The sequence below is a fragment of the Rhodococcus sp. KB6 genome (assembly GCF_001445685.1).
In the GTDB taxonomy this organism is placed as follows: domain Bacteria; phylum Actinomycetota; class Actinomycetes; order Mycobacteriales; family Mycobacteriaceae; genus Rhodococcus_F; species Rhodococcus_F qingshengii.
The window spans coordinates 1-14,271 of sequence record NZ_LNAK01000023.1; the positions used below are offsets into that span (position 1 = coordinate 1).

Genomic DNA, 14,271 nt, shown 5'->3' on the forward strand with positions numbered 1-14,271 from the left:
GAACCAGCGCGCCAACGCCGGTCCTGATCAGAGCTGATGGAATTTCAGATCATTCCCGGGAAGGTGCGCCCACTCACGCCGCCTCGCCGAGAACCATCCACAGGTTCTGATCATTGCTCCAGGCGACGCGAGCTTTGACTACACGCGACTCCCGGACTCGGACGCCGAGTATGGCCGCGAGGAGACCGTGGACGAGAAAGGCTTCTACATCGTCCCGTCCGAGCTGTTCCAGAACGTGCGGGAGCGTGCTCTGCACGACGCGAACCTGAACGAGACGCTCGCTCGCGTGTTCAAGAACATTGAGGGCTCCGCGCTTGGCACGGATGCCGAGGATGACCTTAAGGGCCTGTTCGACGACCTAGACGTGAATAGCTCCAAGCTCGGCCCTACGGTCGCGAAGCGCAACGAAAAGCTCGTCAAGCTGCTCGACGCTATCGGCGATCTGCCGCTGGGAAACTTCGAGGACAACTCGATCGACCTGTTCGGCGACGCCTACGAGTACCTCATGCAGATGTACGCGTCGAGCGCTGGGAAGTCCGGTGGTGAGTACTACACGCCGCAAGAGGTCTCCGAACTGCTCGCCCGCATCACTGTGGTCGGTAAGACCCAAGTGAACAAAGTGTACGACCCGGCCGTCGGCTCGGGGTCGCTGCTGCTGAAGTTCGCTAAGGTGCTCGGCAAGGAGAACGTGCGCCAAGGCTTCTACGGTCAGGAGATTAACCTGACGACGTACAACCTCGCCAGGATCAACATGTTCCTCCACGACGTGAACTACGAGAAGTTCAACCTTGCGCATGGCGATACACTCATTGACCCTGCGCACTGGGACGACGAGCCGTTCGAGGCGATCGTCTCCAACCCGCCGTACTCGATTCGGTGGGATGGAGACGCGAACCCGCTGCTGATCAACGATCCTAGGTTCGCGCCGGCTGGCGTGCTCGCGCCGAAGTCGAAGGCTGACCTCGCGTTCACGATGCACATGCTCTCGTGGCTCGCCGTCAACGGCACCGCGGCGATCGTCGAGTTTCCCGGGGTGCTATACCGCGGGGGAGCAGAGCAGAAGATCCGGAAATACCTCATCGACAACAACTACGTTGATGCCGTCATCCAGCTCCCACCGGATCTGTTCTTCGGCACCACGATCGCGACCTGCATTATCGTGCTCAAGAAATCCAAGAATGACAACGCGGTGCTCTTCATTGACGCCTCTGCCGAGTTCAAGCGCAGTGGCAACAAGAACAAGCTAAAGGAGACCAATCAGAAGCACATCCTCGATACCTTCACGCTGCGTGAAGGTATCGACCACGTTGCTAAGCTGGTGCCGAACGAAGACATTGCGGCGAACGGTTACAACATCGCTGTGTCCTCTTACATTGAGCAGGAGGACACCCGAGAGGTCATCAATATTGCGGAGCTGAACGCGGAGATCGCGCGGATCGTCGATCGTCAGGCTGAGCTGCGAGTGTCGATCGACGAGATCGTTGCTGATCTGGAAGGGAGTAGAGATGCGTCTCTCTGAGCTTCTCAACAACGCTCCAGACACCACCAGTGCGCAAGTTGAGAACTTTCTTGGATATCGGAAGATAGCTTGGGGCAAGCGGAAGCCGATAAGCGTCGGTAGGGTTGTCAGGAATCACTACTGTTTGTCGTGCGGAGACACCAGGAGCTTCGTTTCGGGCGAGGCTCTCTCATGTCTGATCTCTGCTGAGTCGGTATTAAGCATCGATGTTGCACTTCGTTGCTCCGGATGTGAATCAGGTACTGAAGCCTGGTTCCTAGTGGGATGTGGGGACGATCTGTACTCGCAGGCCCCTGAGGTCAACTTACAGCGATTTACGGAGAATCGGCGCGATGTCGCAGCCAACCAAGGCTTGCGAGTTGAACAAATCGATGACCTGTTCGAGCGGGCGCAGATTGCGTTTGACGACAGCCTTGGGGCAGGTGCCATGGTCTACTTGCGGAAGATATTCGAGGCCGTGACATCACAAGCAGCGGATGCGGTCGGGCTCTCGACGCGACGCAGTAACGGCAAGAGAAGGGACTTCCGCTCGTTACTCGCGGAAGTTGACGCCACAAGCCACATCATCCCCTCAGAATTTTCAGAAGACGGTTACACGCTGTTCAGCGAACTCAGTGAGGTCATACACGGAGATTCCGACGAGTTGCGGGCGCTTGAGAAATACGATCCTTGCCGCAGGCTCATTCTTGGAATTGTGAATAATGTCCGTAACCGCGAAGAGCTCGCCGAAGCTATCACGTCTCTCGGATGGCCCTCAAAGGTAGGGCAACCAACTGAAGGGAGAGCGTCATGAGTCGCATCGACGAGTTGATTGCGGAAATGTCTCCGAATAACGTTCTTCACGTCGCGCTCTCGGAAGTCGCGAGTTACTCAACCACGCGGGTCGATGCCTCTGAGCTCGACGAGACTTCGTTCGTGGGTGTGGACAACCTTGTCGCGGATAAGGGTGGACGAGTGGATGCTAGCTATCTGCCGAACACAGTGCGTCTGACTGGCTACGAGCCCGGAGACATCTTGCTAGGCAACATTCGCCCCTATCTCAAGAAGGTTTGGCTTGCAACAAATGCTGGCGGATGTAGTGGCGACGTGCTCGCTATACGTATTAAAAAGATTGCGCAGCAATCCTTCGCGCCCGAATTTCTCTATTACCTGCTATCTTCAGACGGATTCTTCGCGTACAACATGCAGCATGCTAAGGGCGCGAAAATGCCACGTGGCAATAAGGCTGCGATCCTGAACTATCGAATTCCCGTTCCTCCTCTCGAGGTGCAGCAGGAGATCGTGCGGGTATTGGATCAGTTCACTCAGCTGGAAGCGGAGCTGGAAGCGGAGCTGGAAGCCCGCCGCGCTCAGTACGACCACTACTTCAGGCGTTTGCTTTCGTTCGCGCCAGGCGAGGCCGAAGAATATGTGCTTGGCGATATTGGTCGTGTGGCCATGTGCAAGCGCATTTTTAAGAACGAGACAAGCGACACTGGTGAGGTTCCGTTCTTCAAGATCGGGACGTTTGGTGGTGAGCCTGATGCGTTCATTTCCCGTGGACTATTCGACAGTTATCGTGCGAAGTACTCATTCCCGAGACCCGGGGATGTTCTCATCTCGGCCGCGGGAACCATCGGTCGTGCTGTGACCTACAACGGTGAATCCGCCTACTTCCAGGACTCGAACATCGTGTGGCTCGATCACGATGAGTCGATCGTCTCGAACGCATATCTGAAGCACTGGTACCGGGTGGTCCCGTGGGCAACAGATGGGGGGACGATCAAGCGTCTCTACAACGCCAACCTGCTTCGAGCAACGATTCTTGTACCACCCCGCCCTGTGCAGGCACGCATCGTTGAGACGTTGGACAAGTTTGACGCTCTAGTGAACAACATCAGCGTCGGTCTTCCTGCCGAGCTTGCCGCGCGTCGTAAGCAGTTCGAGTATTACCGCGACCGGCTGCTGACTTTCGAGGAGGTCACAACATGAGTGACGCGACTCCACGGAAGTTTGATCCGATCGTGGTTTCCTCCGAGAGCACGGTCGTTGCTGAGTACATCCCAGACACCGCGACGGCGGCGTCGTATCAATCGGAGGCGGAGCTTGAGCGTGAGCTGATCCGGCTGTTGCAATCGCAGGCGTACGAGTTCCTGCCGATTTCGAGCGAAGCGCAACTCGTCGCAAACCTCCGCACCCAGCTTGAAGCCCTGAATTCTTTGATGTTTTCCGATTCTGAGTGGGAGCAGTTCTTCTCGGAGCGAATCGCCGGCGCGAACGACGGCATCATAGAGAAGACCGTGCGGATCCAGGAGGATCATGTTCAGCTTTTGAAGCGTGATGACGGTTCGGTGAAGAACATCGTGCTGATCGACAAGCGGAACATTCACAACAACCGCCTGCATGTGATCAACCAGTACGAGGTCGGCCGAGGCGACGGCGGCTCCGCCCGCTCAAACCGGTACGACGTGACGGTGCTGGTGAACGGTCTGCCGATGGTGCACATCGAGCTCAAGCGTCGAGGGGTGGACATCCGCGAGGCGTTCAACCAGATCGACCGGTACCAGCGCGACAGCTTCTGGGCAGGCACCGGTCTCTTCGAGTATGTGCAGCTGTTCGTGATCTCGAACGGCACGCTGACAAAGTACTACTCGAACACGACGCGCCGGCAGCACCTGAGCGAAACCTCGGGCGCGAAACGGGTTCGGAAGACTAGTAACTCGTTCGAGTTCACCTCGTGGTGGGCTGACGCGCAGAACAAGCCGATCGCCAACCTGACGGCGTTCGCGAAGACGTTCTTCGCCAAGCACTCGCTGCTGAACGTGCTGACGAAGTATTGCGTGCTCACAGCCGACCGAATGCTGCTGGTGATGCGCCCGTACCAGATCGTCGCGACGGAGCGGATCCTGCAGAGGATCGATGTCTCGATCAACTACAAAACTCTCGGCAGCGTCGCCGCGGGTGGGTATGTGTGGCACACGACCGGGTCGGGCAAGACGTTGACATCGTTCAAGGCCGCTCAGCTCGCGTCGAAGCTGCCGAGCGTAGACAAAGTCCTCTTCGTCGTAGACCGCAAAGACCTCGATTATCAGACGATGCGCGAGTACGACCGGTTCGAGAAGGGCGCTGCCAACTCCAACACCTCGACGGCAGTGTTGAAGAAGCAGCTCGAAGATCCAGGTGCGCGGATCATTATCACGACGATCCAGAAACTCTCCACATTCATCGGGGCGAACAAGGGTCACGGGATCTACGACGGCCACGTGGTGATCGTCTTTGACGAGTGTCATCGTTCGCAGTTCGGCGACATGCACGCTTCGATCACGAAGGCGTTCAAGCGGTTCAACCTCTTCGGCTTCACTGGCACACCAATCTTCGCGGCGAACTCCGGAAGTGGCGGGAATCCGCAGCTGAGAACTACCGAACAGGCCTTCGGGGAGAAGATGCATACGTACACGATCGTGGACGCGATCACCGATAAGAACGTCCTGCCTTTCCGTATCGACTACGTCAATACCGTCAAGGTCGGCAACGTGGTCGACATGCAGGTTTCCGCGATCGATACTGAGAAGGCGCTGGTCTCTCCTGAGCGGATCAGTCAGGTCGTGGGCTACACGCTCGATCATTTCGACCAGAAGACGAAGCGTGTCGAGCATTACACGCTCGGTGAGCGGCGCGTGCGGGGATTCAACGCACTGTTCGCGACCGCATCGATCGAGGCGGCCCGTATCTACTACAACCACTTTCAGATTGAGCAGGAAGATCTGCCGTCTGACAAACGGTTGAAGGTTGGCTTGATCTATTCGTACGGTGCGAACGATGCCATGCAGGATGGCGCGCTCGATGAGGAAGAGTTCGACCCCGGCGCGCTGAGCGTTGATGCGCGATCGTTCCTGGAAGATGCGATCCAGGACTACAACGACATGTTCGGGACCTCGTTCGACACGTCAGCCGACCGATTCCAGAACTACTACAAGGACCTCTCCCTCAGGCTCAAGCAGCGAGAGATCGATCTGGTCATCGTCGTGAACATGTTCCTGACTGGGTTTGACGCGACCACACTGAACACCCTATTCGTTGATAAGAATCTGCGCGCGCACGGGCTGATCCAGGCGTACTCCCGTACCAACCGGATTCTGAACTCGGTGAAGACATATGGCAACATTGTCAGCTTCCGTGATCTCGAAGAGGAGACCAACGACGCGATAGCCCTTTTCGGGAACAAGGACGCGCGGGGCGTCGTCCTGCTGAAGCCGTACGGCGAGTACTACGACGATTACGCCGATAAAGTCTCGGAGTTGCTGACCACGTTCTCCCTTGGTCAGCCGATCCTCGGTGAGTCCGCGCAGAAGGATTTCATCAAGCTATTTGGCGCGATCCTGCGCCTGCAGAACATCCTGACCTCGTTCGATGAGTTCACCGGTCACGAGATCCTGACGGATCGCCAAGGGCAGGACTACCGCAGCGTGTACCTCGACCTCTATGCGGACTTCCGCAAGGATAAGAACGCTGACAAGGAGCAGATCAACGACGACGTCGTCTTCGAGATTGAACTGATCAGGCAGGTCGAGATCAACGTCGACTACATCCTGATGCTCGTCCAGAAGTATCGCGACGAACATGGCGACGGCGATGACAAAGAGGTCCGTGCAGAGATCGCTCGCGCCGTCGATGCCAGCCCGACGCTGCGCAACAAAAAGGATCTCATTGAGGACTTCGTTGACGCTCTCTCCGTCGACGGCGAGCTAGACGAGGAGTGGCGGAACTTCATCGCATCCAAGCGCGAAGCTGAGCTCGAGGCGCTCATCGTCGAGGAAAACCTCCGGCCCGACGCCACCCGGGTGTTCGTCGAGAAGGCGTTCCATGACGGGCAGGTCCGGGCCGGAGGGACGGCGATAACGAAGGTGCTGCCGCCGGTCTCTCGGTTTTCTGCTGGCGGGGGCCGTAGTGAGAAGAAGCGACGAGTGATCGAGAAGCTCGGTGCGTTCTTCGAGCGGTTCTTCGGCCTTGGCGTAGGGCCAGGGGAGTAGCCTGCCATATGGTTGCTGAAAGCACGGACGTTTTGCCTAAGGTGATTCTGTGCGGGCACTGGTGCTGAAGGAAGCCCATTCGGCCCCGTCCATCGTTTCTGGCCCGCCCGCCTCTCGACATCGACAGCGATCCGACCGAGGGCCGCTTTCCATGGAACGGAGTCGTCAATCACCGCCGCACTCCTTCTGCAGCGTCCTTCGTCTCGTTACGCATCAGCACGGTCGTACCTTGGCGTATCCGTGGAAACCTCGTAGAAGGTGTATCGGGATCACGGCTTCGAGTCCTCGTCCCTAGCGTCTTCGCTCCAGTAAACGGCGGCAACCCGCCCAGTCTCGCGCAGACCTACGAAGCAATGCCACTAGAGATTGCTCCGTGCTGGAATGTGGTGGAGTTCCGCTTCAACGCCTAAGCCGGCTTCCGGTCGTCACCCCACTGGCATCTCGCTGAGCGACCGACTTGTCATAAACCGCTGCGGTCTCCCCGACAACGGATCGGTGAATTCGAGTTCCCTCGCGAGCAATTGGAGTGGGAGGGAATGATCGTCTGGGGCGTCGGGAAGTAGGTCGGGGTATCGCCGGTCGCCCAGAATCCCGGCGCCGAGAGCCGCCAAATGCACCCGCAACTGGTGCATTCGTCCGGAGCGCGGACGTAGAACCGTGTGCAGCACGGCACGTCCGGAGGCGCTCACGCCCGTCCCTCGCGCCTCGATCATGGTCTCGGAGTTGGGTTCACGGCTGTCGTCGACGACGACTCGCAACTCGCCGCGTCGAGCTTCGATGTGGTTGCGGTAAACGAGAGGGACGTCGAGCGCTGGTGGATCCCGGCCCCGCCGGGTCGGTCGCGCCGACACCGCCTCGTAGACCTTCGTGACCTGACGCTTCTCGAACAGTGACTGGTACGCGCCGCGCGTCGCGGGGCGGGCCGAGAACATCACCACTCCTGCGGTGCCGCGGTCGAGTCGATGGATCGGGGTCAGATCTGGGTTGTCGAGACGAACCCGCAGGCGGATGAGCGCCGACTCACGCAGGTATCGCCCGCTCGGAGTGGTCGGGAGAAAATGTGGCTTGTCGATGACGACGAGATCGTCGTCGCTGTGCAGGATCTCCTCGTGGAACGGCACCGGGTCCTCCGCCGGCAACTCACGGTAGTACCAGACGAACCGGTGCGCGCTGAGTTCTGTGTTCAGGCAGATCGAGTGGCCGTCGGTATCCACGAACTCGCCGTCGTCGAACCGCCGATACAGGTTCTCGGCGTCCAGATGGTCGAACTTGGCTACGACGTACTCGGCGATCGTCGCCCACGGCCCCGAGAGCGGGATGCGTAGGCGCGTCGGGCCAACCCCGTTCTTGACGGGCAGCGGTGGGGACATGGACACGCAGGTCATCATCCCATCGACTACTGGTCAGCGGTGATTCGGTGTGGCCTCGACGGGGACGTCCCCGCGGGGACGCGGAAACCGAACTCACAGCGGTGGTCGGTGTAGATCGTCTACTCGAAAATCAGTAGCGCGGAAGAGATGCGGGCCCGTATGGTTCGGCAGAGAAAGATCGCAGTCGAAAAGCACTGCGGGCCATACCTTCTGTAGCTCAATTGGTGAGAGCACCCGACTGTGACTCGGGCGACGGCGGATCGTAACCGCCCAGAGGGACCAGCTCAGATACGGTTGAGGTCGGGCCTCTAGGCGCAGAGGCCGGCGGCCCTTTGCCTGCACAGTTGTCGAACGAGCCTGAGCCGGTATTCCCTGAATCGCCGGACCGCATTCCAGTCACCCGCCATTTCCGCGTCGGCAAGTAGGTATTCGCAGTTGTCCAACTGATCCTTCAAAGACATCATCAGAATTCACCTCCGATCACCCGAGCAAGTACCTGTCCAGGATGCGGCCGACGGGACCCCGGGGACATCGGCCGTAGTACCTGTTCAGGTACCTGCTTCGGTGCGCGGTGGAGGCTACTTCTTGACCGCAGGTGCAGGTAGTGGCATGCCTCGCTCGGCCAGAACGGCTCGGAGACGATCGGGGTAGTCGGTGATGATCCCGTCGACACCGAGGTCGATCAGGGCGTGCATGGTGGCGGGATCATCGACGGTCCACGGGATGACCTTCATGCCACGCGCATGTGCGCTCGCGATCATGTCGGCTGTCGGATAGAGGGTGAAACCGGGATCCCCGACCTTTCCGCCCTGCGGAGTTCCTTGGACGGGGGAGTAGGCGGAGGCACCAAAGGTTGCTACCGCCGCGATGCCGTCGCCACCGAAATCATCGATGTCCAGACCGCCGAGCCACGGTGACGCTCCGTCCTTGCCTACCTGGAGAAAGTCGCCGTTTGTGAGCGCAACGACGGGGACACTCGGCGCGAGTTGACGGGTGAGCATGAGCGAGCCCCAGTCGAAGCTCTGAATGGTGACGCTGTCCAACAATCCGGCTGCCCGGATCGTATCGAGGACTACAGAGACGAACTGCTCACGCGGGGCGGTCTCGTGAGGCGCTCCCGCTTCCACCTTGGTCTCGATGTTGAGCTTGATTCCGGGTGCGTTGTACGACTTCACCAGGGCAAGCACTTCTTCGAGCGTCTGCATTTTCGCTCCCGGAACATTCTGCTGTTCAGGGTATCCGGCAAGGGGGAGAGTGCCGCAGTCCATGGTCTTGATCTGCTGCAGGCTCAGCGTGTTGACGAATTTGCCGACGTACGGGAACTCCGGGTCACCCGCAGTTGCGGGCTCGGTGTCGAGGCATTTCTTGTTCGAGATCTTACGATCGTGCGTGACGACAGCGATCCCGTCCTCGGTGATCTGGGTATCGAGTTCCAGTGTGCTGACGCCCATTTCGAGGGCATTCGCGAACGCGGCCAGGCTGCTTTCCGTGTACAGGCCGAGCCCGCCGCGGTGGGCTTGGACGTCGAACGTCGAAACCGGCTGGGGTGCTGAACTACCGAACGAACCGGACCAGTCGAGACTGCCGGTTGGCGATGCGCCGGCCGGGGCCGCCAGGGCGGTGAGGGGGAGTGCGACGGTCACGGCGGCACACGACAATATTCTGCTCAGTTGCATGAAAGGAACGTAGAGGCGTCGAATGGCTCCCCGGGGTTCGTTAGGTAAACTAACGGTAAAGGTCAGGCCGCGTGAATGCGCTGCCCGACGCCGCTCGCGTGGACCTTCATCCACGACGCCAGAAGCTCACACCCGGTCAGTCCGCTCTCGTCGAGAGGTTCGATCGCGTAGCTGATGTGTCTACCGCCGCGAGGGTTCTTGAGCTGAAATCGGTTCAGGTTCAACTTCGTCGGCAGGTAGCCAAGTACTTCGAGGAACGCGGTGCGAATACGTCGTAGATCGGTACGCCACTGTTTCGGACTGAAACGAGTCTTCTGCGCATTCTGGAAAGCATTGCTACGAAGTAGTTCCCAAACCTTTCCTGCCCACACGCGTGCCTGCGAGAAGGACATCCAGCGCGTCAAGTCTGCGATGTCGCGAATGTAGCTGTCGTCGCTGGCATTACAGATCATGTCCTGCGGGTGCCCGATCCACTTGACCGGAATCCACGGCTGGATCTCGGGTCCGTCGCCGGCAACTCCGTGTCCCTCACAACCTTCGATCACGCCTGCCGGTTGTTGAGGATCGGAGATCAGTCCGACTCCGATGATGTTGGCGCGGTTCAGCGTCGGAAGAGCCGAGCGGATCACGGTGCATCCCTGTGAGTATCCGATCAGCATGACCGGGCCGTCTGTCTGTGCGATTTCGGCGGTGAGGGCCTTCACACCCATCGCGGTGCTGTGCCGAAAGCTCAGGCCACCGTCGGCGACCGGACCGTACGATGCGGGATAAGCGACCCAGCGAGAATCGAATCGACTGTCGAGTTCGTCTGTGACGGCACTGAGGAGTCCGCGCACACGGGCGCCGTGGTCGCCGACGTGGGATTCGCCGGTGCCGCCAACTGCAAGAACGGTTACCTCAGCCATGTCAGCGATCATCCACGTCGATTCTGAGAGGTCTGCATCCAAACCCTGAGAAGAGACTGGCAATCCGTTGTACTGCGAAATCGTTATCGAGCGAGCACCATTTACCCATGACGACGCCGAATCGTTCATCCAGACGAAAAGTGTCCGTTGTCGGTGCGGGAAGCGTCGGCACCGCAATTGCGTATGCGTGCCTGATACGCGGATCGGCCGACGCGCTCGCCCTCTACGACACCAACAGCGCAAAGGTCCGGGCCGAAGTTCTCGATCTCAACCACGGCACCCAGTTCACACCGCCGTGCACTGTCGACGGAGGCGATGACATCTCGGTCACCGCGGGATCCGACTTGGTCGTCGTCACCGCGGGCGCCAAACAGCATCCCGGTCAGTCGCGGCTCGAACTTGCCGCGGTGAACGTCAAGATCGCGCAGACACTGACCGAACAACTGTTGGCGGTGTCACCGGACGCGGTCCTTCTCTTCGTCACCAACCCGGTCGACGTGGCGACCTACGCAGCGATCCAGGCCGCGGGACCGTCGTACCGCGGCCGAATTTTCGGATCTGGGACCGTGCTGGACACGGCCCGATTGCGATTCCTGCTGGCTACCGAACTCGGAGTCGCGGTGGAGAACGTTCATGCCTTCATCGTGGGCGAGCACGGGGATTCCGAGATTCCGCTCTGGTCGAGCGCAACCATCGGCGGATTGCCGGCAACCTCGTTCGTGGGACCGTCGGGTGGCGTCCTCGGCCCCGACCTACGCGCGAAAGTAGCGAAGTCTGTAGTCGAGAGTGCTTACGAGATCATCGAGGGTAAGGGCGCGACCAACCTCGCCATCGGATTGTCGAGCGCATTCATCGCGGAAGTCGTGTTGCGGGACGAACAACGGGTTCTGCCGGTGTCGACTTTGCAGAGCGGCGTCCACGGACTCGAGCACGTTTGCCTGTCCCTTCCCACGATGGTTGGTCGTGCTGGTGCCGGCCGAGTCCTCGAAGTGCCGCTATCGGAAAAGGAGGCTTCGGGGCTCCGATCTTCTGCCCGGACATTGCGAGAGGTGCAGGAATCTCTGGGATTGTGAATATCTGTTCTCCTTGATATCCGACATATAGGATCAACAAATGATCAGCTTCCTGATTCGCGCCGCGATCTTCCTGGGTTCTGCCGCTGTCGGGCTTCTAGTTGCGTCGTTGATTCTTTCGGGCTTCTCGGCGCCCACATCCGGATTCATCGTTGCGGTCGTGATCTTTGCGATTGCGCAGTCGGTCCTGGCGCCGTTCATCGCCACGGTGGCAAAGCGCCATGCACCGGCATTTCTCGGCGGAATCGGATTGGTGTCGACATTTGTCGCGCTGTTGGTGGCGTCGCTCTTCTCCAATCTGTCGATCTCCGGTGTCTCGACGTGGATTCTGGGAACCGTCGTCGTGTGGCTGGTAACCGCCGTTGCGACGCTGGTTCTTCCGTTGTTGTTCGTGCGTAAGAAAGTTCAGGAGAAGAAGGCACAGTGACGCGCCCGAACATCGGTATGGACTACACAGTCCTGGACTGCCCGGATCCGGCCGCATTGGCCAGCTTCTACGTCCAGGTCCTCGAGTGGAAAAGTGTTCGCGACGAGGATGATTGGCACGTGATCGAAGGACCCGGCGGGGAACGGCTCGCGTTTCAGCTCGCTCCGGATTTCGTTCCGGTGGACTGGCCGACCTCCGGTGTCGGGATCCATCTGGATCTGTTCGTGGATTCTCTCGACCCCGCCGAGGCTTGGGTGACGAACCTTGGAGCGCAGCGGGTGACCGACATTCCGGAGCATCAGACTTTCCGCGTGTACCGCGACCCGGTCGGTCACTTTTTCTGCCTGTGCCTGCGGGACTGAGTGTCGACTCGCTCCGATCTCGTCGACCGTGGATAATTCCGAACACTTGTCACGCCCGAGAATTGGAGATCGACGATGGCTTCGCAGAATTCCGACGAATTCCTGGTAGAACGTACGACGATCGTCAAGGCAGAAGCACCGGTCGTCTTCGCGTTGATCAACGATTTCCATCAGTGGACTCAGTGGTCGCCGTGGGAAGGTCTCGACCCGGCGATGCAGCGTACGTACGCGGGTCCTGACGCGGGCGTCGGGGCTTCGTACGCCTGGGCGGGAAACAAGAAGGCGGGCTCCGGTTCGATGGTGATCACCGAATCCGTCCCGAATGAACGAGTAGTTTTGGACCTGGCCTTCCTCAAGCCGTTCAAGGCGCAGAACGTCACCACGTTTCTCATCTCGCCGAATTCCGGTGAAGTTCAGGTGACGTGGAAGATGACCGGAAAGAAGAATCTGTTCTTCAAGATCTTCGGTTTCATCTTCAGCATGGACAAGCTTGCCGGAAAGGATTTCGAGAAGGGCCTGTCCCAGCTGAAAGCTGCTGCAGAAAAGAGCTGACAAGCCGGTGGTACCGTCTCCCGGTGTTACGGATGACGCCCACCGATGCCCAAACCTTCTGGATTTCGGAGAAGATCCCGAACGATCAGCTGCTGCTCTACTGTTTCGACGGGCAGAGCCAGCACATGGACGAGCTACGACGCTCGGTGGTGGAAAGAGCGTCGCTCATTCCGGATCTCAATGTTCGGATTCGTGAATCACCGTGGCACCTCGACTATCCGCTCTGGGAGCCTATGCCGGTCGACGCCTCCTTGGTGAGAGTGCATGAGCTGCCCGAAAACTCGTGGCTCTCGTGCATTCACGGAATCGAGAAACTACTCGAGAACCACGTCGACCCGCGCGAGTCCCCGTGGACGCTGCACCTGTTTCACGGCGTCACCGGCGTGCCGCGCTGCAGTGGCCCGGCGCTGATCGCAGTTCTGCAGGTCGCTCATTCTCTGGCGGACGGCAAACGCGCGTCGGCGATTGCTCGCCAACTGTTCTCGCCGCAACCGCCCGCGAAGCAGAAGACGGACGTGCGGCGTAGCGGATCAGCCGAGATTCTGGGCCGCGCCGCCCTGCGCCTTCCGGGCCAACTCGTTTCGCTGTTCCGCGACGGCCGGGCGGGGCACCGCGCGCAGTTACAGCTGCAGGCGGACACCGAATCGGGAGTTGTTGCGCCGCAGGCAGCGAGCCGTCCGAAGGTGCGCTCGAACATCCCTCCCGGACCGCACCGACTGGTGCGCATGGTCGTGCGGGACAGCGCCGATTTCCGTGGCGACGGCGTATCCGTCACAGTCGGAGCGATGACAGCCATCTCGGTAGCGATGGCGAACTACCTCACCGAGCGAGACGGCTCGGTACCGCCCGAATTGGGAGCTGAGGTGACCATCGCCAAGGCAGGTACACCCACGGCGCGCAATCACTTCCGCAATGCAGGTGTCGGGCTGTTCCCGGAAGTCGATGATCTTCGTGAGCGAGCCCAATTGATCAGGGAGTCGATGGACGAGCGTCGCGCACGTGCGTCCCATCCATCCAGCGCAGCGTCGGATCTCGCGCTGAACGCGGTTCCCGGCCCGCTGGTCCGTTGGGGCGTGCAGCAATACGATTTCACGGCAGTACCCGACGAGGTCACTGGAAACACCGTGGTGTCGAGTGTCGCGCGCGGTGACGCGGATCTGGTGCTCGGAGGCGGCGTCGTTCGGTTCACAGCGGGCTTCCCGAGTTTGTCGCCGGTCATGTCGTTGACCCACGGCGTACACGGGATCGGGGACACTGTGACGATCAGCATCACCAGCAGTCCGGCCTCGATTCCGGACATCGATGTGTACGAGCAGATGATGCACGACGCGATCGACGAGGTGCGCGAAGCGCTGTCGTGACGGCCTGATGTACTGGC

Annotated in this window: 11 protein-coding genes, 1 tRNA gene and 1 pseudogene; 10 read left to right on the plus strand and 3 right to left on the minus strand. The window is 59.7% G+C overall.

Features of this window, described 5'->3' with window-relative positions; all coding sequences use genetic code 11:
• Positions 1-85: 85 nt before the first annotated feature.
• From ASU23_RS04425 to ASU23_RS04440, 4 genes and pseudogenes are all read left to right on the plus strand, one after another.
• A pseudogene (locus tag ASU23_RS04425) lies at positions 86-1,519 on the plus strand (type I restriction-modification system subunit M); the annotation flags it as partial.
• Entirely contained in the window at positions 1,506-2,312 is an 807-nt protein-coding gene (locus ASU23_RS04430) for a hypothetical protein (RefSeq protein ID WP_156423098.1), read from the plus strand. The pseudogene ASU23_RS04425 and the gene ASU23_RS04430, both read left to right, overlap by 14 nt.
• A complete protein-coding gene (locus ASU23_RS04435; protein WP_058037404.1) occupies positions 2,309-3,490 on the plus strand; it encodes a restriction endonuclease subunit S in 1,182 nt (393 codons plus the stop codon). Before ASU23_RS04430 ends, ASU23_RS04435 begins: the two co-directional genes overlap by 4 nt.
• Positions 3,487-6,528, plus strand: coding sequence for a type I restriction endonuclease subunit R (locus ASU23_RS04440; protein ID WP_058037405.1), 3,042 nt, complete (start codon positions 3,487-3,489; stop codon positions 6,526-6,528). Before ASU23_RS04435 ends, ASU23_RS04440 begins: the two co-directional genes overlap by 4 nt.
• Before the next feature lie 425 nt (positions 6,529-6,953).
• Here ASU23_RS04440 and ASU23_RS04445 read toward each other — a convergent pair whose 3' ends face one another.
• Positions 6,954-7,916 (minus strand): pseudouridine synthase, encoded by a 963-nt coding sequence (locus ASU23_RS04445; RefSeq protein WP_058037406.1) that lies wholly within the window; start codon positions 7,914-7,916, stop codon positions 6,954-6,956.
• A 188-nt stretch (positions 7,917-8,104) separates the two neighbouring features.
• On the opposite strand from ASU23_RS04445, the gene ASU23_RS04450 reads away from it, so the two are divergent.
• Positions 8,105-8,180, plus strand: a tRNA-His gene (locus tag ASU23_RS04450).
• Between the two features lie 296 nt (positions 8,181-8,476).
• On the opposite strand, the gene ASU23_RS04455 is transcribed toward ASU23_RS04450, so the two are convergent.
• Both ASU23_RS04455 and ASU23_RS04460 read right to left on the minus strand, forming a co-directional pair.
• Positions 8,477-9,541 carry a glycerophosphodiester phosphodiesterase family protein gene (locus ASU23_RS04455; protein WP_042921042.1) on the minus strand — a complete coding sequence of 355 codons (1,065 nt, stop codon included), beginning with the start codon at positions 9,539-9,541 and terminating at the stop codon, positions 8,477-8,479.
• A 95-nt stretch (positions 9,542-9,636) separates the two neighbouring features.
• Complete coding sequence (locus ASU23_RS04460; protein WP_037126338.1) at positions 9,637-10,479, minus strand: PE-PPE domain-containing protein; 843 nt, start codon at positions 10,477-10,479, stop codon at positions 9,637-9,639.
• A gap of 107 nt (positions 10,480-10,586) precedes the next feature.
• Between ASU23_RS04460 and ASU23_RS04465 the strand changes: the two genes are divergently transcribed.
• The 5 genes from ASU23_RS04465 to ASU23_RS04485 all read left to right on the plus strand — a co-directional run bounded on the left by ASU23_RS04465 (position 10,587) and on the right by ASU23_RS04485 (position 14,254).
• Positions 10,587-11,552: an L-lactate dehydrogenase gene (locus ASU23_RS04465; protein ID WP_058037407.1), complete on the plus strand. Its 966-nt coding sequence runs from the start codon at positions 10,587-10,589 to the stop codon at positions 11,550-11,552.
• A gap of 40 nt (positions 11,553-11,592) precedes the next feature.
• Positions 11,593-11,979, plus strand: coding sequence for a phage holin family protein (locus tag ASU23_RS04470; RefSeq protein ID WP_003945275.1), 387 nt, complete (start codon positions 11,593-11,595; stop codon positions 11,977-11,979).
• Positions 11,976-12,341 carry a VOC family protein gene (locus ASU23_RS04475; protein ID WP_058037408.1) on the plus strand — a complete coding sequence of 122 codons (366 nt, stop codon included), beginning with the start codon at positions 11,976-11,978 and terminating at the stop codon, positions 12,339-12,341. Before ASU23_RS04470 ends, ASU23_RS04475 begins: the two co-directional genes overlap by 4 nt.
• Positions 12,342-12,416: 75 nt before the next feature.
• On the plus strand, positions 12,417-12,893 hold the full coding sequence (locus tag ASU23_RS04480; RefSeq protein ID WP_058037409.1) for an SRPBCC family protein: 477 nt from the start codon (positions 12,417-12,419) through the stop codon (positions 12,891-12,893).
• Positions 12,894-12,925: 32 nt separating this feature from the next.
• Positions 12,926-14,254, plus strand: a complete 1,329-nt coding sequence (locus tag ASU23_RS04485) for a WS/DGAT domain-containing protein (protein WP_058037410.1) — start codon at positions 12,926-12,928, stop codon at positions 14,252-14,254.
• Positions 14,255-14,271: the final 17 nt, after the last annotated feature.

Bases quoted from the DNA above. Each gene is read 5' to 3' on its own strand.
- ASU23_RS04430 (WP_156423098.1), top strand. From the start codon at position 1,506: ATGCGTCTCTCTGAGCTTCTCAACAACGCTCCAGACACCACCAGTGCG.
- ASU23_RS04435 (WP_058037404.1), top strand. From the start codon at position 2,309: ATGAGTCGCATCGACGAGTTGATTGCGGAAATGTCTCCGAATAACGTT.
- ASU23_RS04440 (WP_058037405.1), top strand. From the start codon at position 3,487: ATGAGTGACGCGACTCCACGGAAGTTTGATCCGATCGTGGTTTCCTCC.
- ASU23_RS04445 (WP_058037406.1), bottom strand. From the start codon at position 7,916: ATGATGACCTGCGTGTCCATGTCCCCACCGCTGCCCGTCAAGAACGGG.
- ASU23_RS04460 (WP_037126338.1), bottom strand. From the start codon at position 10,479: ATGGCTGAGGTAACCGTTCTTGCAGTTGGCGGCACCGGCGAATCCCAC.
- ASU23_RS04465 (WP_058037407.1), top strand. From the start codon at position 10,587: ATGACGACGCCGAATCGTTCATCCAGACGAAAAGTGTCCGTTGTCGGT.
- ASU23_RS04470 (WP_003945275.1), top strand. From the start codon at position 11,593: ATGATCAGCTTCCTGATTCGCGCCGCGATCTTCCTGGGTTCTGCCGCT.
- ASU23_RS04480 (WP_058037409.1), top strand. From the start codon at position 12,417: ATGGCTTCGCAGAATTCCGACGAATTCCTGGTAGAACGTACGACGATC.
- ASU23_RS04485 (WP_058037410.1), top strand. From the start codon at position 12,926: ATGACGCCCACCGATGCCCAAACCTTCTGGATTTCGGAGAAGATCCCG.